The organism is Vibrio sp. 2096 (genome assembly GCF_033339595.1).
Taxonomy (GTDB): Bacteria; Pseudomonadota; Gammaproteobacteria; order Enterobacterales; family Vibrionaceae; genus Vibrio; species Vibrio alginolyticus.
Genome location: NZ_JAWOUX010000003.1, coordinates 542651 through 559463, shown reverse-complemented (window position 1 = coordinate 559463; position 16813 = coordinate 542651). Strand labels below are relative to the sequence as shown.

Genomic DNA, 16813 nt, shown 5'->3' with positions numbered 1-16813 from the left:
GAAGAACACGCCAGTAAGTCGAGGACTAAGCGCACATTCATTTTCGATAAGGGATTTGATTTGTTCCGTAAGCATAACCACACCAAGCTAATTTAAGTGAGTAACCAAATTTGGTTATTAGCGTAATCACCAAAATTGGTTAGCGCAAGACACCAAAAATGGTGATTGATAAGCTAAACTGACGGAAACGGAGGAAGCGGTATGTATCAGAACAAACTATTAGATGCCTACAAAAAGGCTCAAAGTTACGTACAAGACAAACAAATTGCAGCGGATATGAATGTGCCGCCGCAGAGAATCAGTGATTTTCGCAAAGGAAAGCGTTATATGACTGATACACAAGCAATTTTTCTTGCAGAGCAATCAGGTTTAGACCCTGAGATTGCATTGTTGGGGTGTCACGCTGATCGCAATGATAATCCGCAGATAAAAGCAGTATGGGAAGGAATTGCAAAAAAGTTTAACGGGCTTGGATTATCAGGAATCTCAATGGCTTGCACTGGATTAGCTGTCGTGATTGCAAGTCCTAAAGAATCACTATATCAGTGCGCATTATGTATAGCTTGGTAAAACGTCGATTAGGCGGCTGAGATTTGATGTAAAGCGTTGATTAGGCGGGGGTTTTTGTATTTGTCGTCAATTAAACCACTGACGACACATTGATCTTCTAAATTTAACATATCGGCAATTTTAAAGGCGACTTCCCAATCCATTGAGTTTTTGCCTTTTCGCCAACAGTACAAACGACTGTGGTTAACGTCTAGTTTTTGAGCCAGTTTGTACTCTGATGTCAATTCGTACTTAGCTTTAACCGCATCCAACAGTTCATTTGTGTAGTTCATTTTGTTCACTCTCCTGTGCTCTCAAACACCATAATAGAGGATCATTTTGTCGATTTCACTATGCATAGTGACTATGAATACATAATCGGTTTGTATATCGTCATCCCAAGTTCAAAAATGATACAAGCTTGCGGAGGCTACAAACATGGAACGTATTGTTACTAATCCTATTCACTTACCTTGCCCTGATATGGCAGGGTGCACCAATCCAGACCCAGCTAAAACGGCGAACTCTATCAACAAGATAGCTCAACTACGTGAGAAGTTCGCCGAGCAATTCCCTAAGAAGAAACAGACGTACATTCCTACACGTTTTCGTCAGGGGGTTGTAGCATGAATCTTAGTATCTGGAAATCGCGCCGCAATCAGCGCCAACTTGTTGCATCACAAGACAACGGAACTCATATCTACTTCGATAGTTTTGAGCTTGAAGCCGTTGAAGCCTCGCTTTGGCTCTACCAAGGAATGACGCTTGTCGCTTGCATCAAAGCACAAAATGACACGTTAGCCGATATTACGACTACCGCTAATCGCATGGCGACACTTGGCGCGCAAAACAATGGCCAACCACTACACGAAATCCGCAAGCAAGATGAAGCGCCCCAAGTGGGCGCGGATTCTTCCCTTTAATCAGGGGGATGCATGGACTTCGACACCAAAGCCATAGAAATCAAAATGGCGGGCAAGACGTTCGCCAATGATGCCATTCATCAAAGTGCCTTTTCACGCCGATTCTTCCCACGCTTACCCGCGATAGTTCGCAACGATGTGCGCCGTAAAGTAGAGGCGCGCACACAGCGTAAAAACGCCACACGTGAAAACGTGATTAAAACCGCCAAAGACGCGGTGAAATTTGGCCTGAAGTGCGCACACCATATCGAGAATCGTTACTCGTTTGTTGACAGTCGAAAGGGTGCGCATAGCGAGCCATTGACGCACAATATCTTGATGCGTGACGACGCGCTGACGAAGTTCGCGGAGAAGTACGCCGACCAATGCGCCGAGATTTTATCAAGCCTAAATGCCGAGGGTTACGCCTCTTTTGTTGAAGCGTTGGCCGCGGTTTATTCTGAGCAAAGAGCGTTACTTAAGACCATTCACATCAAGCCGCCTTACGTGAATTTCAAAGTGAAAGACGTTGAAGTGTTAGAGCAAATGCTAACAGCGGCGGTACTCAAAATGCAGTCGGAAAAGTGGGTCGAACGTCGTTTGCTGCGTCTGCGTGGTGACTACATCGAGTACGCCCAAATCACCATGAGCCGTGTGGGTGACAAAGGCCATCAAAGTAAATACGTGTCAGAGATTTCCTTTAGTAACTGGAAGCGCAAGCAACGCGATTCCGAGAAATACATGAAGTCGATGAGCGTGTACAACGAGGAAACAGGCGAGCACTTTCCATTAGAGGAAGTGGCAAAGCGCACCATTGCTAACCCTGAGAACCGCCGCATTGAAATGATGGTTCGCTCTCGTGGCTTTGAAGAACTGGCCGACGAACTGGAATACACCGCGCTGTTCATTACGTGGACACTGCCGAGCCGTTATCACCGCAATTCTCCAAAGTGGGATGGCTCAAGCGTCAAAGACGGACACGCCGAGTTAATGCGCCAATGGTCACTTGCCCGCGCTAAGTTGGCCAAGTTAGAGATTGAATACTTTGGCTTTCGTGTGGCCGAGCCACACAAAGACGCAACCAGTCATGCGCACTATTTCTTGTTTTGCTCTCACAAAGACAAAGCCAACATCATTCGTATTCTACGCGGTGAGGCGATTGCACCAGACCGTGAGGAATTGGGCGACGACATCACGCCACGCTTTGACGTAAAAGAGGCCGACCCAAGCAAGGGCGGCGCAACGGCGTACATTGCCAAGTACGTCTCGAAGAACATCAACGGTAAGCACATGCCAGACACCGAAGCCGAAGAAAGCGCATTTAAAGTGCGCGCTTGGGCGTCGGTGCATCGTATTCGCCAGTTTCAGCAATTTGGTGGTGAGCCTGTGTCTTTGTGGCGCAGTTTACGCCGTGCGACAGCCGAACAAACCCAAAAAGATGATCAGCTAGAAGAACTGAGACAAGCGGCAGACTCATCAAAATGGGCGCTGTTTTGTCAGTTAGCTAAGGGGGCGAAGTTGGCTTACAAAGAAAACAAAAACGACTACGGCGAACCAATCAAAAAAATCATTGGTTTTGAGTGGTGCGGTCAAGTCATCGAAACCGCTAGCGAGTGCTATTCGCTCGTGCAAACGAAAGACGTAAAGCGTCTTTTAAAAAGTCGCGGAGCGACGTCTTGGAGCACTGAAAATAACTGTAACTCCCCACTCATTACGGAGTTGAAGAAGCTCACCGGATGGAGCTTTGAGGGAGTGAAATGCCTATTAGAGCCGTTGGCGAATGGGGCGACGGTTTCCATCGACCAATATTGTTCAATCAAATTACAAAACAACACATTACGACTGATTTAACCCGTTTGGGATATTGCTTGCGACAACGATTTCAGCAACTAGGTAAGGACAACCCAATGAGCAACATCGACAAAATCACCCAAGAAATGGAAGCCGAAGTGAAGCGCGCTAAAGGCGGCGTGTTTTGGCGTCTCATGTTGGTCTGGATGAAGGAAGTCAATAAACAGATTCAGAACAAACCGAACACCGATGAAGAACTAGCCGAGGCTTAAAAAATGGAAATGCTATCTCTTAAAGAATGTCAGCAAGCAATGGCCGCGCTTGATGCGGCCGACAAGCTCAACGCCAGTGTGGAAAAGGAGTTGAGCCAGTTCAAAAACATGGACACCAACGCGATTATCAAACGCGCAAGCAAGATGCTCATGACGGGTAATTTCTCGCTTGAAGCGTTTGGTTTGAATCCGACGTTGTTCGACCAAATTGAGCAACTTACCAAGCTCAACAACAAGGTGCGTGAAAAGTATCGTGGTTGTGTCAAAGGCAACATGCAGCAATTGGAAACAGTCGAGGCGGCCGCCGATGAGTAAACACCCAAACCCAATTCGCGGGCACGTATCGTGCCCCGTTTGCCAAAGTCCCTCAACCGTGCATCGCGTCGGTGAGGGCAAGCTGATTGCCGAGGGCGAGCCCACCAAAAACGGACGCAATTTAGGACTGCTTTATTACAAGTGTCCGAGCTGTGGCAACAGCCCAATGAGCAAGAGCATTAACGCCTTTGTAGAAACCAACATGGTTGACTCGGTTGAACAACTAGAAGTGAGTGACGCCGTCACAATTGAGGCTGAATCGCCAACGGTTGAACCAGCGCCCGAAATCGTTGCAAGCACTGATACGCCTAGCGTTGAAGTAATTGAACAAGTGGAAGCGCCAAGCGTTGAAACCGAGCAAGTAACCGAACCGGAACCCGTTCCAACGCCCGTTAAAAAGCCGCCGTTTCCGGTTAAAAAAGTCTTAGCGGGGATAGCCTTTGTCGCCTTGTTGATTTGGGCGATTCGTCAACTGATGCCAACCAAACAACCAACCGAACAGGGAGAGCCAATCAATGCAGGATGAAATGGAAAACCAACCAGAGCTAGATGATTGGGGTGACTTTTCCGCGGTTATCAGTGGACTGGAGCAAACCGAAGTCAGTGAGTTAACCGACTTACCAACCGAAGCGGCCAACGAGGACAACTACCAACCCGCGGGTGAAATGTTCGAGGGCGCATTGTCGGTACTGTTCACCATTGCCGAACAAGCGACGTCGATTATTTCCGGTGTCGATTTTGAGTTTGATGAAAAAGGCAAAGCGGCGGTGATTGATGCGGCGTTGCCTGTGTTGGAAAAACACAGTGACAGCGTGTCGTCGCTGTTTGGTGATTACATGCAAGAGGCCGTTCTCGGCTTGGCGGTGTTGTCGCTGGTCTACAGTGCCAAGAAAACCATGGCATACCAAAAAGAGCTGTTAGCGATAGAGGAGGAAAAACAGCGTGAGCAAAAAGAAAAAGACGCCGCTTAAATTCCCCAATCCGGTCAACTCCAACCCGTCACACGATGCCGAGCATGTCATCTATGTGGCGGGCACGGGCGGGGGTAAAACCTCCGCCGTTAAGCACTTAGGTTTAGTGCCAAAAGCCGCGCAAGCGGTTTTTTTTGACCCTTACCGCAACTATGCGGGGGCGAAATTCCGCGGCCAACAATGCCTTGAAACCAGTTCTCGCGTGGCGTTCGTCAAGGCTTTGGTGATGGCACGTAAACGCGGCAAGTCGTTCAAGTTGGCGTATATCCCCAAAGATGGGGCTTGCTCGGAAGAATTGGAGTTCTTCAGTGCCGCGGTATGGGCGGTGGGTAATGGCGACGCTAAACAACTGCATGTGATCATCGAAGAGCTAGCAAGCTGCGTGGAAACGTCCGGTAAACTCAAAGGCAAAGCGGGCGAATTATGGCGAGGTGGGCGTCAATATGGGCTTGTGCTGCATTCGATTTTCCAACGCGGGCAGGAAGTGCCCAAGACCGTGACCGAGCAATCGCCTGTTTGGTGGATTGGTGCGGTGAACTCGATGGCCGATGCACGATGGCTCGCAGATAAAAAGGGCTTGTGCGTCGATACCTTGGCGGGATTGAAGTCAGCCAAGAACAACAAAGCCGCAATTGGCAAGCCGATTGCCGAATATTTGTTGGTTCGGGATGGTATCGGCAACGTCGAAAAAGGCGCATTCAACTGTCTAACCGGAGCACTTCAACGCTAAATCCAACCTATAGGTTAACCACTTAACCTATAGGTTTCTCCAACTTCCAAGCCCGCCCGTTTCCCTGTTTCATGAAATCACTTTTTAACCGTGTACAACCGAAAGGGACAACATGAAACAGCAACACAAAAACCTACTGATGGCACTGATTATCACGTTAATCGTGATTGCCGCTATCAACAACATCAGCGTGCTCAATCCAGTGCGTGAAACTCTTAACGGCGAAAATGGGTGGTTCTAATGGAAGCACTAAAACAACCTTTTAACCCGCGTCCACGTGAGCTTGACCCTGTTGAGGGTGTGAACTGGGGCAACCAAGCCACCTTGCGCTTGGTATCGGGTCCTACTTACCAAAACATTGAACTGGTCACGGACATTCTCGACGCGGCAGACATTGAGCGCATCACGGTGAAAGTGAACGGCCGTGAAATCGTCAACGTGACGGGTCAAGACCTTATCGACTTGCAAGAGCACAAGAAAGAATACGTGCAAGCGGGTCGCTACGTGCTGAACTTCTCGGATTTGTCGATGCGTACCAAACTGGGTATCCGTACAGGTGAGCTAGTCACGCTGCAAGGCGAAATCTGGTTTATGTACATCCAGCTAAAAGCCAAAACGGGTGCCGCGGCACCAATGATTCGCGCTCGTGCTCATACCACGGCGGCGCAAAGCCAACGCATCTACATGCCGCGCATCTATTCCCAAACGTGGTACGCCGCATCAAGTGGTCGCACACCGTTTGACTTTGCCGAGCGTAGCGCGGCGCTGTCTATCAAGCGTTTGCACCTCAAAGACAACACAATTGAACGCGTTCGCGTCCTGCGTGATGAACGTGAAGAGCTCAACGTCAACAAGGCCGATAACGCCTACGACTTAGCCGCGGCAGGTCGTGAGCAGAATGCGGGCTTCTTCTCGATGGACTTCACGCGTTGCGGTTTTGGTAGCGAAGCACGTTTACCAACGGCGGCCATGAAACAACTGGCGTTTGAAGTGGAAAAAACGGCGGCGGGTAGCATTCCGGTACTGATTGAAGCCATCGAACAAGTGGCGGTGCCTACCGCGCAGTAAGGGGGCGTTATGGCGCAAGAGCAAAGCATGTGGGGTTCCATTTGGGATGGCGTCTTAGAAACGGGCGGCGAACTGATGACCGACGTCACCGACTTGGGCAAGGACTGGCTCGGCGTAAAGATTGAGAACGAAGCTCAACGCGTCGAATCCAGCAATCCAGATGAACAGCGAAAGCACAATAACGACTACCAACAACCCACGGGTGAGCCTGTGTACACCTCCGCGTTTGCGGGGGTGACCACCACGCACCTGATGATGGGAATGCTGTTCGTACTGTTGTTATTGGCGATGTTCTACGTCGCTAAGGGGAAGAAGTAATGCCGTTTATTCCATACCTGATTGTAGGTGCGGTGGGCGTATGGGCGGGCATCAAAGTCTCGGGCGGTTTTGACCGCATCGGATGGGTGCTCGGTCTGCTTCTGGTGTGTTATGTCCTGTACAAGAAAGGATTCAAATTATGATTGGTGGGCTTTTAGGCAATTCCGGCTCGATGCCAATTAGCGCCAACGGTGGTCCCGCGGTCAGCGGTGCCGATGGTGAATCAAGTGGCAGCCTCTCGGTGGGCAATATCAATATGGGCGGGGGCAATTCCACCACGTTGATGATTCTTGTAGTGATTGTGATTGCGGCGGTGTTGCTATGGAAAAAGAAGTAATTGAAGTCGTGACGCAATCGAAACGTGCGCTTGGGGAGCTCAAGCCCGCGTTTCGCGCTTGCCCTGATGCGTATATCGAATTGTGCAAAGCGGTCAAGGATGGCCGCGTGAGTTTGTATCGCCTAATCAGCAATGAAAATGATCTCATCATTGCGGGTGAGCGAGACGGGGATAACTACTTTTTGTGGGGCGTCGCGGGTCACGGTCTGCGTTCGGGAATTATCCAGTTATGCAAAGTGGTGAAAGCGGCGGGCATGTCATCCATGACCGCCGACACCGCCTTTGATGGCGTTGCCCGTTTGGTGCGTTCAATTGGCGTGACCGCCAAGCAAGACGGCGACTTTATTCGTTTGGATTTGGGAGTGCAGTAGATGGGTAGTTCTAAATCTAAATCGAGTAATACCAGTAACACCACTAACGTCAGCGGTCAGAATGCCATTAGTGGCGATAACCTTGGTGTGGCGATTTCGGGTGTGAACAACTCGACCATCAACACCACCATGACCGACCACGGCGCAGTCAATGCCGCCATGGAGCTTGGCGAACAAGCCTTTGAGTTTGGCGGGGAAATGCTCAACAGCAATGAGCGTATTTCGCTTGAAGCGATGGACACCACGCACGACATAGCCGAAACCGCCATTGATGAAGTGGCCGATTTCGCGGGCGATTCCTTGGCAACGTACGCCTCAACCAACAGCGAAAACCTCGATATGTTGGCGGGATTGGCGGGCAGCCAAGCGGCACAAAACTCGAAGAATCTGCAAGCCATGATGGACTTGGCGAAATTCAAACAAGACGGCGGGCAAGTCGAAACAAGCAAGATGATGGTCGTTCTGGCAATCGTGCTTGTGTTGGTGCTTGGCTACGTAATGGTGAAGAAACGATGAACACGCAACTAATCGCGGGTCAAGCCATCCCGCTGACGCCAGATGGTAATTGGCTGTATTTGAAAGCGGCGCAAGCTGAAATCGAAATCTATCGTGAATCGTCCGGTGAACGCGTCACGCTTGGCAAGTCGTCGGTGTTTAACGTGGGCGAGGGTAAGCACCTTGGGCGTTTGCTTATCTCAAGTCGCACCGACAACCAGATTGAAATTCAATTTGGTTTTGGAACGTTTACGCCGCCTGTTGAGGGTCAAAGCGTCGTGGTTCAAGCCTTGCCGAACGTGGTAATTGAACAGCAACCCGCGGTAGAAATCGCGCCCAATCAACAACTGGCAGTAAGCCAATTACCTGCTGTACACATTGCAGCAAATCAACAACTGGCAGTGTCTGCGCTGCCTGCTGTTGAACTGGCAGCCAATCAGAAATTGGCGGTGACGTCATTACCATCGGTGGAAGTGTCCGCATTGCCCGCGGTCACGCTCGAAGCCGCGCAAGTGGTCAAAGTGGATGAACAAGTCAGTGGAAACCTCATCACCGAAGCGGTGAGCGTGTTCCCGCACAACATTGCACACAACGCCACGCGCAAAGCCATCACGATTAAGGCGGCGAAAGCCAATAGCGCCTCGGTGTTTATTGATGCGTTTGAACTGGAAGCGGGCGAGCGCATCACCATTGAAAGCACGGCCGACATGACCTTAACAGGTACGGCGGGTGACACCGTCACGACTATGGAGATTTAACGCATGGGACAAGTACGAGAAAATCTACCGAACGGCGACCCGCGCAACAAAATTGAATACTTGGCCGATTGCATCGACGACGCCAAGGCCGCGAGTGCAGAGAGTGCAAGCGACGCACCGCAAAACCTATTGGTAAACCCTGAACTATCACATTCCGGTGTTGATTTGGCGATGGGCTCACCGCATCAACTGCGTTGGCTCACCAATGCCTACACCTACAAAGACCAAGCTGCAAACCAAATGCACCTTGGGCGCAGCTTTGGCCGTCCGGCTCCCGTGGGTTGGGGTGTGGAAGTCGTGCCGATTGATGGCGTGAGCGATTATCACAGCGTGGCGTACTCAAGTCTGGGCGGTGATATTGAGAAGTTCGACTACACGGCCAAAGCGTCCTATTTACTGGCGACAGGCTCAAACAGTCGAGTATTACATTTCAGTGTGTTCAGTGCGCCTTTTGACCGAGAGCTACGAGCGCTCAACGATGAGGGCACCGCGTGGGTGCCAGAAAATCAATCGTATAGCTTGTTTTTCCGTGGTGAAAAGAACACCGCCGTGCGTTTTGGTTTGCTTGAACTTGATGCAAACGGCGATTTCGTCGGGTATGTGGCACAAGCGCAGATTCCTGCCGAAGCAGGGTTTAACCAGTTTTCACAAGCATGGTTGCACGGCATTAAGCTCCAAGCGGGCGGTTTGTACGCTTACTTTGTGGAGTCAGATACCAGTTTGGGCGAGTTCACCTCAAGCCCAGTCAGTGCGGGCGTGTTTTTAAACCCTGATGAACTGGACATCATTCCAGACTTGACGCCAAGCGACACCGCCACACGCCGTTTTCGATTAACGGAGTCGTTTGGCGAATTCAGCAAAGCAGATGTTGAAGCGGGCGTCCACCTCAACGTGAGTAAGTTTTTGATGCCGTTTGGCATGGAAAAGCACCTTATCTTTGCGAGCTTAAAAGGCACACCAGGATATTACACCATGCAGAACTTGCCCGCCGAAGTGGTGAAAACCCGTTATGACCAAGTCAGTGTGCGTGGAGCGGTTGCTGATGCAACCACTGTCATCATGGCGTACTACTCGGAATCGCCTGTGCACTTGAATTACTTCAGCTCAGCCAACTATCAAGCGGTGTAGCTATGCCGCTATTTATCTTTGTCATCATACTCTTAGGGATGGGAGCCTTTACTATGACAACCTCAACCACATCAAGCGTTCGCGGGATTCGCATCCATAACCCGCTTAACATTCGCATTGCCGCCAATGCATGGAAAGGCAAGGTGACGCCGTCACGCGATAAAGCCTTTGAAACCTTTAAAGCGCCCGAATGGGGCTTTCGTGCCGGAGCCATTTTGCTGCGTAACTATCAGCTACGCCACGAACTGCACACGCTGACCGAAATCATTCACCGCTTTGCGCCACCAAACGAAAACCACACGGCCAACTATGCACGCTTTGTCGCGGGTCGTGTGGGCGTCGGTATGGATGAGCGCATTGATTTAGTGAACAACAAGCCGTTGCTGGTCGAAGTGCTTCACGCCATGAGCATCATGGAAGTGGGTCGCCATTACAGCAAGCACACGGTACTGAAAGGTGTCGAGTTAGCTTAAAACGTCGTTGAAAACGTCATTGATAGCGTCATATGACGTTTAACTATATTAAGGAAATAATCATGTTTGAACGTTCAACATTAAAAGGCTTAACGCTTCTTGGTTCTGTTATCGCTGCGGCAACGGGCTACGGCCATTTATTCAGCGTGGAATTGACCGATACGGGCGTGAATTTTGGCGGTGCGGTTGGCTTAGCGATTCCCGCCGTGATTGGCGCTTATGAAGCGTTGCCGGACAAGTGGAAACCAAGCAAAAAAGTAGGGGGCTTGGATGGAGAGCGCCCTAGTTAACGCCTTATCTGGTCTGGGCTTTTCGTCTGAATCGCTTGTGCTGTTTGCTTTGATGGGTATGAACTTGAAATACCAGATTGCAATCAATAAGCAGCTAACCCAAGGGCTGCAAGAAGTGCGAGAAAGTGTTTTGGTTCTAACGGCCACGCGCAACAATGAAAGCTAAGGCTTAAACCTTGCGAACTGGTTCGAAACGTTACTAATGACGATTTACACAGCGAGTAGGGAGCCGATACTTTTGGCGGGTCGATTGACCTCGACAGGCTTCAAATGAATGCCACCAAAGCAGAGGCCTAAAAAAGCCGAACCCTTAGCGATGGGGTTCGGCTTTTTTGTTTGCAATAAGTGGTAAATGCTTAATAATTAACTCACTATAAAATAAAGAAAATGTACTTCACGGAACAAAAATAAATGAGTGATAAATCAGATTTTGTTAGCAGCCTTATGACGATAGTGGCTGACAACTTTTCCGACATTATCGTAATGATTACGATTCTAGTAGCTGTGACTATATTCCTAATAATCTTTAAGCAACCTCTTACTCGGTATTTGGATCGAACCAATAATATTTCTTATGAGAATGGAGTGTTAAAAGTAGAAGCATCCGCGAATAGCACTCAAGAAGACTCAAGTGAAGAAATACCCTCTGCGCCAACAAAGGATCAAAATTATTTTGAAAGCGAAACTCAGAATGACGATGGTTGGTTTAATGCTGCTTTTATGGCGCTTGAGGAAGGCGATGTGAGTAAGGCGGAAGAGATTTTTAGGCGGTGGGAGTGCAATGTTATAGACCTAGACGAAGCATATCGCGACAGAGGTTTGTTCTATTATATGCAATTCGATGTGGCTCATCACTTTGAGGCAATAAATTTGCTAGAGCAGCACTTAAAAAGAGCAGAAACAGATTCTCAAAAAATGCAGACATTACAATGGCTTTCCGAGGCTTTAGTCAAGGAAAAGCTATTTGATAAAGCTCTTAATATCTGGACAACTGCAATCAATGAACTAACTGAAGACTCTTTGTTATTCGATGCTAAACTGCGATTAGCTAAAGTAAGCATAGAGTACGAGCTTTTGGAGCAAGGCAAAAAAATACTTATTTCAATACTTAAATCAGCCTCAAGCAACATTCAATTGACAAAGGTATATCATGCACTTGCTGACGTTGAAGAAAAGCTAGGAAACAAACAAATATCCGCATATTGTCTAGATAAAGCAACAGAGTATTCCCCTCAAGATAATGACGAGCTATTTACTTCTGCCTACAACGCATCACAAGCAGGGGTGGAGGAGTTGGCTATTAGTAACTACATGCGCCTAACTCAACGAAACCCCAATCATGCCGTCGCTTGGAATAACTTAGGAGTTGAAGCTAGAAATTCCGGCTGCCACATAAAGGCCATGACCAGCTACTCCAAGTCTTCAGAGTTGAATGAAACTTTAGCTATGGCCAATCAAGGTTATGCATTGCTAGGGGCTGGTTTTTCTGAGGAGGCAAGAAAAATTGCATTACAAGCAACCAAGTTAGAAAATGTACATCGAAATGTTCACAAGTTAATTGCGGACATTGACTCAAGAGAACATAAAGATGCTGAGAAATGGGATGGTATAGTAAAAAATGCTTCAAGGAAGCAGCTACATTATCGAAAATATATTGAGCATTACTACCAAGAGGACTCTATTTCGATTGTTGGCGGTTGGGTTTCAGAGGACAACCAATATATACAAATCCCAAACGATTCAAACTTTGAAGTAACTTGGGTGGTAGGAGATGGCAATAAGATTAAGCACAAAATTACAGGTCAAATTAAAGGCGCTTCTTTTAGTGGTCGTTATACCAAAAATCATTCTGGAAACAACAGCATGTTAGGCGCCTTTAAGGATATTAATGTGAATTGCCTTGGGTATGTTGAAAAAGATAAACTCTACGTATTCTCAACGTCAGCGGGCGATGAAACGATGCTGACGTTCAAGCGTTCCAATTCTTAAAGGCTTGTAGTGAAGCTCTTCTGTTTCATTTGCCAACTCTAAACTTAGTCGGTATCCATGGAGCTGCATTTCTGCGACCACCGCGAAACGGGTGCGGCGTAGATTGCAGCTCTGTAATCTTAGGCGCTTCGATATGACCATATCGAGCCACCAATTCTTTATATTCATCACGCCAAAGAGCTTGTTCCTTTAATTCTGTAGGGCTGAGTTGACGGCCGTCAGGACAAATCAACACGGCGCGTTTCTCATCAATCCGAAATCCCGACCAACGATTGTCATTTGGCAGGAAGCCGAGGCTTTTAATCAAAAGCAGCTTTTCAGCCATCGGATTTATCAAAATGCGGCCATCTAACCAACGACGAACAGTGACAGGCTTAACGTGAAAAAACTCAGCGCCGTGCTTAATGCTTGTGAAGTTTTGCCAAAACAACGTAGTGAAAGACTCTTTTGTCATGTGATGTGCCTCGAAATTCTTTATATTCTTAAAATTTTTTTTCGTGTGGCAAAGCCGAAAAATTTAACAAATCACGACTTAGGCCAAAACACGTGGGTGGTGATGTTAATGAGGCATTAGAGAGAGAAAAAACAAACTTAGGTGAAATGCGACTGACAAAACAAGGACTTATATTTTGTTGAGTCGAAATTAAATCAAGAAGTATCAGAGCGTAAATCGGTGTAACTAAAACTAAAGTCAGTGCGCATTATGGGCGCTTATGTTGAATGCGATTGCATATGCGTATCCTATAAAATGTCTCTCTTTTGAGGGACAATTCAATGAAGTATCACGAAATGACTAAAAACTATATTTTTCGTGAATTTGAATGTGGTTTAACCGTCGAAGAAGCTGCCAAACTTTGTTTAAAAACTGTGAGAACGGTCAAGGAATGGGACAAGGGGAAATCAATTCCTCCGGAGTGTAAGCGCTTAATGAGGATGAATAAGGGTAGGGAATTGAGCAGTTGTGAAGATTGGGAAAACTTTATCATGAGACATGATCGTCTAGAACTTCCAACTGGGCAGTTGGTCACTGCTCAGCAAGTTCTGATTGGGGTTGCGTTGCTTGAGCTTGGCGCATCAAATGATATTAGGGTTGCCCATCAAATCCTAAAATATTCTAGGGCTTTAAAGAAATTAGTGTAGCAAAAGGCTCCAGTTGGGGCCTTTTTATCTTCACTTATTTAACGAGATTTGCAATATCAGCAAGAGATCCGTCGACTGCCGCTATTGCATCCTCCTTGGCTATAGAAGGAAATAAATTTGCAACCTTAGCTGTTAACTTACGAGCACTATCACCATCCTTCGAAATAATAAAAACTTCTTTGTTCTTATTATGAGAGTCGATAAACATTTTTAATAAAAGTTGGATAGTATGGTCTTCAGATGGTAGAGAATATCCTATAAAAACGAGAATATCAGACTGTCTAAGAAGATCGGCTGACTTTATAAATGTTGTTTTGTAATACTTTGACTCATAGTTTTGCTCTTTAGAAGGTAATATAATATGTGGTGTTTTATTTCGCTCAGAATAATCCAAATAGAAACCATCTGAGTCTTCGTAAAGCTCGAACCCACCATTTATTTTATAAAGAGGAACTTTGTTAGCACACCAATCTTTATTGCTAAACATTTCACGATCTATTATTCCTCTTGTAAAATGTAGATCGTTAGTGTTGGAATAAATTTTTTCAATTATGAAGTCATAATTTGTACTGATAAAACCAATACTATTATTGTGCTTATAAATTTCGTTAAATAACTTCTTTATTTTTTTGTTTTCACCCGTTTTTGTTTTAGGGTTAAACTCGCTTTTTCCTACAGTTTCCTCAAATCTAGACCTAATAAACATCTTCATCTCTTCTTCGAAGGCACTAATGAGTGTAGAGTCTAAATAATTGGGTAAAAGACTAGGATACCTCCTAAATATATCGAGATTAAATTTTATCTCTGTGAAGTACTCGTAGCAATCTTTCACATACTTATCTTTATCTCCTGAGTTTACAGGTTGCTTAATCAATAAATCATCAGCCAATTTAAAGAAATTATTTTTTTCTCTAGCATTCTGAAAATCGTCGACGGAAAATAGTTCTAAGCCGAGAGGGTACTTATTTTTCCAAGCTTTAGAAAATCCAGCACCAGTGAAGAAAACAACGCTCTTAGTTGAGGACATCAACCTTGTTTTCAAGAATTCGTCTATTCCAATACTATCAACTTCTTTAATTGGATCCTTTGTATCTGAGTCTTCATGTATCTTGATATTGTCGAGCATGTCATGGTTAGTCATTTTCGCTACTCTCCATTGAAAACTCAGAGATTTCTGACAGAATCTTCTCCGATTCATCTGTCAATATCTTAGGCAAGGCTCCAAACTCGTCCGCTAGATACTTTGCAGAGATTTTGGCGTCTTTTCTTAGAGAGAAATCGGATACCCTTGAGATTATCGTTTCAAGCTTATCGTCTTTGCTTGTTATAAATATTGAATCTCGTCTAAACTCATTGTCTAAGAGCATTATATCGTGCGTAGATAGTATGAATTGTGTATTAATATCTTTGTGGCTATTTCTCATCATTTTAATCAACTCTAACGAAAGTCTATGATGCAATGAGCCATCAATTTCATCTAATAATAATATTCTTTTCCCATTACTCATTAAGCTGATTAATATTACTAATAGAATTGTATTGAATGTACCTTCTGAATAATAATCTCTTGCTTCAGAAAAAGTTAGGTTTAAAACATTATCATTTAGAGTTTTTGGTGTGATAATTAGATAGTTTTCACCTGATTCCTTTGTTTTAATTTCGATATCACTGATAGGTATATCATATGATTTGAGAAGTAATACTGAGAAATCAAGTAAGTCATTTCTTAGTTTTGAGAGTTTATCTTGATTTTCAGAGTTGACTTTACCATCTCTGAATAGAAGAAAGTTAATAAATTCTGGGCCAATAGCTTTAACTTGCATTGGACTGAACATAAAGATACCACGAAGTATATCGTACGTTTCCTTTAGTTGTTGAACCTTTAGTCCTTTGGCATAGCTTATAAGTGTGGAACCAGAGTCAACAGTAGAGTTAACTAAAGTTTCAGACGATTTAAACTTTGAATTAAATTTAACTCCAGAGTCATTTCTCTCAAAAATCTTTCTACTTTGAGCGCCTTTTTCAAGACTTTTTGCATATAAGCTTTCAGATACAACTTCTTGTTTGAATATTGATAATGAATAACTCAATAGCTCTTTTAAAGACTCACTATATAACAATACTTCGAATGTAGTTGGTTTGTCTTTAGAGTCATAATCCAATATGAACGGCTCTACTTTCAAGTTTCTTGGAGACTGACCAACAAAGTCTGAAAGTCGATTTAAAGACTCTAAAAGGTGTGTCTTGCCTGTACCATTTGCTCCGACAATACATGCTCCAGTATTAACTCTTAGTGCGCTTGTAATATTGACGAGATGCTGTTCAAACTCATTCTTTTGCGTTGCAATGAAGTTGATAGTTTGTTTAGTTGCGATGCCTTTGTAATTTTCTACAGCGTAGGTTAGTAGCATAATAGCCCCAGTTACTGTTAGTTAGTTAACTACAGTATATAGACTACTCGTAAAAAATCACGAAGTATTGAGGTTTTTTTGATGGTAAAAGTGTGTTTTTTGACAAGAATTCTCATAAATGTGGATGTTATCAGTGAAAGGGGCATCACTGGCAAGGTATCGTCACCCTATACGCCTAAAAAAGAGGCAACGTTGTAGAATGAAACTTTGATCATATTGTTTAGGAAGCTCAAACCTATGTACGTATGTGGAATTTACCCCCGTAATACAGATTCGGGGGTTTGGCCTCCCGCCGCACGTCGCGCAATCGTCCTAGCCCGTCCTCACTTGCTCCGCGCGTCCGTCGGAGAGAACCTAGAAAAGAAGAATAAGCATTGCTCGACACTCGCAAAGCTTTGACGTTGTGAGTATGCAGCGTTCCGGTAGGTTAACGCGCCTTTGGTGTGGATAGTCTCTGCAAGGCTGGTCTAGCAGGAAGGAGGGCGGCAGCATCCAAGTAGCTTTG

27 protein-coding genes are annotated in these 16813 nt (G+C 45.8%); 23 read left to right on the top strand and 4 right to left on the bottom strand.

Annotated features, from left to right (window positions below; genetic code table 11):
* Nucleotides 1–201 precede the first annotated feature (201 nt).
* Entirely contained in the window at nt 202–570 is a 369-nt protein-coding gene (locus R7Q41_RS08750; protein WP_258487676.1) for a DUF3693 domain-containing protein, read from the top strand.
* 8 nt (nt 571–578) lie between these two features.
* On the opposite strand, the gene R7Q41_RS08745 is transcribed toward R7Q41_RS08750, so the two are convergent.
* Nucleotides 579–842, bottom strand: coding sequence for a helix-turn-helix domain-containing protein (locus tag R7Q41_RS08745; protein WP_029825094.1), 264 nt, complete (start codon nt 840–842; stop codon nt 579–581).
* A 145-nt stretch (nt 843–987) separates the two neighbouring features.
* Here R7Q41_RS08745 and R7Q41_RS08740 point away from each other — a divergent pair, with 145 nt between their 5' ends.
* From R7Q41_RS08740 to R7Q41_RS08640, 21 genes are all read left to right on the top strand, one after another.
* The gene (locus tag R7Q41_RS08740) at nt 988–1179 is read left to right on the top strand and encodes a hypothetical protein (RefSeq protein ID WP_029825092.1); all 192 of its coding nucleotides are present in this window, start codon (nt 988–990) and stop codon (nt 1177–1179) included.
* Complete coding sequence (locus tag R7Q41_RS08735) at nt 1176–1472, top strand: hypothetical protein (RefSeq protein ID WP_005479376.1); 297 nt, start codon at nt 1176–1178, stop codon at nt 1470–1472. Before R7Q41_RS08740 ends, R7Q41_RS08735 begins: the two co-directional genes overlap by 4 nt.
* A 12-nt stretch (nt 1473–1484) precedes the next feature.
* A complete protein-coding gene (locus tag R7Q41_RS08730; RefSeq protein WP_171345690.1) occupies nt 1485–3302 on the top strand; it encodes a replication endonuclease in 1818 nt (605 codons plus the stop codon).
* A 17-nt stretch (nt 3303–3319) separates the two neighbouring features.
* Nucleotides 3320–3514, top strand: a complete 195-nt coding sequence (locus R7Q41_RS08725) for a hypothetical protein (RefSeq protein ID WP_172563183.1) — start codon at nt 3320–3322, stop codon at nt 3512–3514.
* 3 nt (nt 3515–3517) lie between these two features.
* The gene (locus R7Q41_RS08720; protein ID WP_005457413.1) at nt 3518–3829 is read left to right on the top strand and encodes a hypothetical protein; all 312 of its coding nucleotides are present in this window, start codon (nt 3518–3520) and stop codon (nt 3827–3829) included.
* Nucleotides 3822–4355, top strand: coding sequence for a hypothetical protein (locus tag R7Q41_RS08715; protein WP_318144471.1), 534 nt, complete (start codon nt 3822–3824; stop codon nt 4353–4355). The genes R7Q41_RS08720 and R7Q41_RS08715 overlap by 8 nt, the downstream gene beginning before the upstream one ends.
* On the top strand, nt 4345–4800 hold the full coding sequence (locus R7Q41_RS08710) for a hypothetical protein (protein WP_029826997.1): 456 nt from the start codon (nt 4345–4347) through the stop codon (nt 4798–4800). The genes R7Q41_RS08715 and R7Q41_RS08710 overlap by 11 nt, the downstream gene beginning before the upstream one ends.
* Complete coding sequence (locus R7Q41_RS08705; RefSeq protein ID WP_031380913.1) at nt 4772–5530, top strand: hypothetical protein; 759 nt, start codon at nt 4772–4774, stop codon at nt 5528–5530. Before R7Q41_RS08710 ends, R7Q41_RS08705 begins: the two co-directional genes overlap by 29 nt.
* Nucleotides 5531–5642: 112 nt before the next feature.
* Nucleotides 5643–5771, top strand: a complete 129-nt coding sequence (locus tag R7Q41_RS08700; RefSeq protein ID WP_005457441.1) for a hypothetical protein — start codon at nt 5643–5645, stop codon at nt 5769–5771.
* On the top strand, nt 5771–6598 hold the full coding sequence (locus tag R7Q41_RS08695) for a major capsid protein P2 (RefSeq protein WP_025627792.1): 828 nt from the start codon (nt 5771–5773) through the stop codon (nt 6596–6598). The genes R7Q41_RS08700 and R7Q41_RS08695 overlap by 1 nt, the downstream gene beginning before the upstream one ends.
* A gap of 9 nt (nt 6599–6607) precedes the next feature.
* Nucleotides 6608–6916: a hypothetical protein gene (locus R7Q41_RS08690; RefSeq protein ID WP_025627790.1), complete on the top strand. Its 309-nt coding sequence runs from the start codon at nt 6608–6610 to the stop codon at nt 6914–6916.
* Nucleotides 6916–7059: a hypothetical protein gene (locus R7Q41_RS08685; RefSeq protein ID WP_074000083.1), complete on the top strand. Its 144-nt coding sequence runs from the start codon at nt 6916–6918 to the stop codon at nt 7057–7059. Before R7Q41_RS08690 ends, R7Q41_RS08685 begins: the two co-directional genes overlap by 1 nt.
* Nucleotides 7056–7253 carry a hypothetical protein gene (locus tag R7Q41_RS08680; RefSeq protein ID WP_005457419.1) on the top strand — a complete coding sequence of 66 codons (198 nt, stop codon included), beginning with the start codon at nt 7056–7058 and terminating at the stop codon, nt 7251–7253. Before R7Q41_RS08685 ends, R7Q41_RS08680 begins: the two co-directional genes overlap by 4 nt.
* On the top strand, nt 7238–7624 hold the full coding sequence (locus R7Q41_RS08675; RefSeq protein WP_025627788.1) for a hypothetical protein: 387 nt from the start codon (nt 7238–7240) through the stop codon (nt 7622–7624). Before R7Q41_RS08680 ends, R7Q41_RS08675 begins: the two co-directional genes overlap by 16 nt.
* Nucleotides 7625–8140 (top strand): hypothetical protein, encoded by a 516-nt coding sequence (locus R7Q41_RS08670; RefSeq protein WP_005457437.1) that lies wholly within the window; start codon nt 7625–7627, stop codon nt 8138–8140.
* Nucleotides 8137–8877, top strand: coding sequence for a hypothetical protein (locus R7Q41_RS08665; RefSeq protein ID WP_025766627.1), 741 nt, complete (start codon nt 8137–8139; stop codon nt 8875–8877). The genes R7Q41_RS08670 and R7Q41_RS08665 overlap by 4 nt, the downstream gene beginning before the upstream one ends.
* Before the next feature lie 3 nt (nt 8878–8880).
* A complete protein-coding gene (locus R7Q41_RS08660) occupies nt 8881–10005 on the top strand; it encodes a TasA family protein (RefSeq protein WP_318144470.1) in 1125 nt (374 codons plus the stop codon).
* 2 nt (nt 10006–10007) lie between these two features.
* Nucleotides 10008–10478, top strand: coding sequence for a hypothetical protein (locus R7Q41_RS08655; protein ID WP_063518152.1), 471 nt, complete (start codon nt 10008–10010; stop codon nt 10476–10478).
* A gap of 62 nt (nt 10479–10540) precedes the next feature.
* Nucleotides 10541–10768: a hypothetical protein gene (locus R7Q41_RS08650; RefSeq protein ID WP_140305314.1), complete on the top strand. Its 228-nt coding sequence runs from the start codon at nt 10541–10543 to the stop codon at nt 10766–10768.
* A complete protein-coding gene (locus R7Q41_RS08645) occupies nt 10749–10934 on the top strand; it encodes a hypothetical protein (protein ID WP_025543506.1) in 186 nt (61 codons plus the stop codon). The genes R7Q41_RS08650 and R7Q41_RS08645 overlap by 20 nt, the downstream gene beginning before the upstream one ends.
* Nucleotides 10935–11179: 245 nt before the next feature.
* On the top strand, nt 11180–12757 hold the full coding sequence (locus R7Q41_RS08640; RefSeq protein ID WP_318144469.1) for a hypothetical protein: 1578 nt from the start codon (nt 11180–11182) through the stop codon (nt 12755–12757).
* Nucleotides 12758–12782: 25 nt separating this feature from the next.
* Here R7Q41_RS08640 and R7Q41_RS08635 read toward each other — a convergent pair whose 3' ends face one another.
* Nucleotides 12783–13211, bottom strand: coding sequence for a phage protein (locus R7Q41_RS08635; protein ID WP_069514293.1), 429 nt, complete (start codon nt 13209–13211; stop codon nt 12783–12785).
* Nucleotides 13212–13531: 320 nt separating this feature from the next.
* On the opposite strand from R7Q41_RS08635, the gene R7Q41_RS08630 reads away from it, so the two are divergent.
* Nucleotides 13532–13897, top strand: a complete 366-nt coding sequence (locus tag R7Q41_RS08630) for a phage protein (protein ID WP_140117298.1) — start codon at nt 13532–13534, stop codon at nt 13895–13897.
* A gap of 34 nt (nt 13898–13931) precedes the next feature.
* Here R7Q41_RS08630 and R7Q41_RS08625 read toward each other — a convergent pair whose 3' ends face one another.
* Both R7Q41_RS08625 and R7Q41_RS08620 read right to left on the bottom strand, forming a co-directional pair.
* Nucleotides 13932–15038 carry an SIR2 family protein gene (locus R7Q41_RS08625; protein WP_318144468.1) on the bottom strand — a complete coding sequence of 369 codons (1107 nt, stop codon included), beginning with the start codon at nt 15036–15038 and terminating at the stop codon, nt 13932–13934.
* A complete protein-coding gene (locus tag R7Q41_RS08620) occupies nt 15031–16308 on the bottom strand; it encodes an AAA family ATPase (RefSeq protein WP_140117296.1) in 1278 nt (425 codons plus the stop codon). Before R7Q41_RS08620 ends, R7Q41_RS08625 begins: the two co-directional genes overlap by 8 nt.
* Nucleotides 16309–16813: the final 505 nt, after the last annotated feature.

What these genes read in the sequence shown, in the direction of transcription:
- R7Q41_RS08750 (WP_258487676.1), top strand. Translation starts at nt 202, where the DNA reads ATGTATCAGAACAAACTATTAGATGCCTACAAAAAGGCTCAAAGTTAC.
- R7Q41_RS08745 (WP_029825094.1), bottom strand. Translation starts at nt 842, where the DNA reads ATGAACTACACAAATGAACTGTTGGATGCGGTTAAAGCTAAGTACGAA.
- R7Q41_RS08740 (WP_029825092.1), top strand. Translation starts at nt 988, where the DNA reads ATGGAACGTATTGTTACTAATCCTATTCACTTACCTTGCCCTGATATG.
- R7Q41_RS08735 (WP_005479376.1), top strand. Translation starts at nt 1,176, where the DNA reads ATGAATCTTAGTATCTGGAAATCGCGCCGCAATCAGCGCCAACTTGTT.
- R7Q41_RS08730 (WP_171345690.1), top strand. Translation starts at nt 1,485, where the DNA reads ATGGACTTCGACACCAAAGCCATAGAAATCAAAATGGCGGGCAAGACG.
- R7Q41_RS08720 (WP_005457413.1), top strand. Translation starts at nt 3,518, where the DNA reads ATGGAAATGCTATCTCTTAAAGAATGTCAGCAAGCAATGGCCGCGCTT.
- R7Q41_RS08715 (WP_318144471.1), top strand. Translation starts at nt 3,822, where the DNA reads ATGAGTAAACACCCAAACCCAATTCGCGGGCACGTATCGTGCCCCGTT.
- R7Q41_RS08710 (WP_029826997.1), top strand. Translation starts at nt 4,345, where the DNA reads ATGCAGGATGAAATGGAAAACCAACCAGAGCTAGATGATTGGGGTGAC.
- R7Q41_RS08700 (WP_005457441.1), top strand. Translation starts at nt 5,643, where the DNA reads ATGAAACAGCAACACAAAAACCTACTGATGGCACTGATTATCACGTTA.
- R7Q41_RS08695 (WP_025627792.1), top strand. Translation starts at nt 5,771, where the DNA reads ATGGAAGCACTAAAACAACCTTTTAACCCGCGTCCACGTGAGCTTGAC.
- R7Q41_RS08690 (WP_025627790.1), top strand. Translation starts at nt 6,608, where the DNA reads ATGGCGCAAGAGCAAAGCATGTGGGGTTCCATTTGGGATGGCGTCTTA.
- R7Q41_RS08685 (WP_074000083.1), top strand. Translation starts at nt 6,916, where the DNA reads ATGCCGTTTATTCCATACCTGATTGTAGGTGCGGTGGGCGTATGGGCG.
- R7Q41_RS08680 (WP_005457419.1), top strand. Translation starts at nt 7,056, where the DNA reads ATGATTGGTGGGCTTTTAGGCAATTCCGGCTCGATGCCAATTAGCGCC.
- R7Q41_RS08675 (WP_025627788.1), top strand. Translation starts at nt 7,238, where the DNA reads ATGGAAAAAGAAGTAATTGAAGTCGTGACGCAATCGAAACGTGCGCTT.
- R7Q41_RS08670 (WP_005457437.1), top strand. Translation starts at nt 7,625, where the DNA reads ATGGGTAGTTCTAAATCTAAATCGAGTAATACCAGTAACACCACTAAC.
- R7Q41_RS08665 (WP_025766627.1), top strand. Translation starts at nt 8,137, where the DNA reads ATGAACACGCAACTAATCGCGGGTCAAGCCATCCCGCTGACGCCAGAT.
- R7Q41_RS08660 (WP_318144470.1), top strand. Translation starts at nt 8,881, where the DNA reads ATGGGACAAGTACGAGAAAATCTACCGAACGGCGACCCGCGCAACAAA.
- R7Q41_RS08655 (WP_063518152.1), top strand. Translation starts at nt 10,008, where the DNA reads ATGCCGCTATTTATCTTTGTCATCATACTCTTAGGGATGGGAGCCTTT.
- R7Q41_RS08650 (WP_140305314.1), top strand. Translation starts at nt 10,541, where the DNA reads ATGTTTGAACGTTCAACATTAAAAGGCTTAACGCTTCTTGGTTCTGTT.
- R7Q41_RS08645 (WP_025543506.1), top strand. Translation starts at nt 10,749, where the DNA reads ATGGAGAGCGCCCTAGTTAACGCCTTATCTGGTCTGGGCTTTTCGTCT.
- R7Q41_RS08640 (WP_318144469.1), top strand. Translation starts at nt 11,180, where the DNA reads ATGAGTGATAAATCAGATTTTGTTAGCAGCCTTATGACGATAGTGGCT.
- R7Q41_RS08635 (WP_069514293.1), bottom strand. Translation starts at nt 13,211, where the DNA reads ATGACAAAAGAGTCTTTCACTACGTTGTTTTGGCAAAACTTCACAAGC.
- R7Q41_RS08630 (WP_140117298.1), top strand. Translation starts at nt 13,532, where the DNA reads ATGAAGTATCACGAAATGACTAAAAACTATATTTTTCGTGAATTTGAA.
- R7Q41_RS08625 (WP_318144468.1), bottom strand. Translation starts at nt 15,038, where the DNA reads ATGACTAACCATGACATGCTCGACAATATCAAGATACATGAAGACTCA.
- R7Q41_RS08620 (WP_140117296.1), bottom strand. Translation starts at nt 16,308, where the DNA reads ATGCTACTAACCTACGCTGTAGAAAATTACAAAGGCATCGCAACTAAA.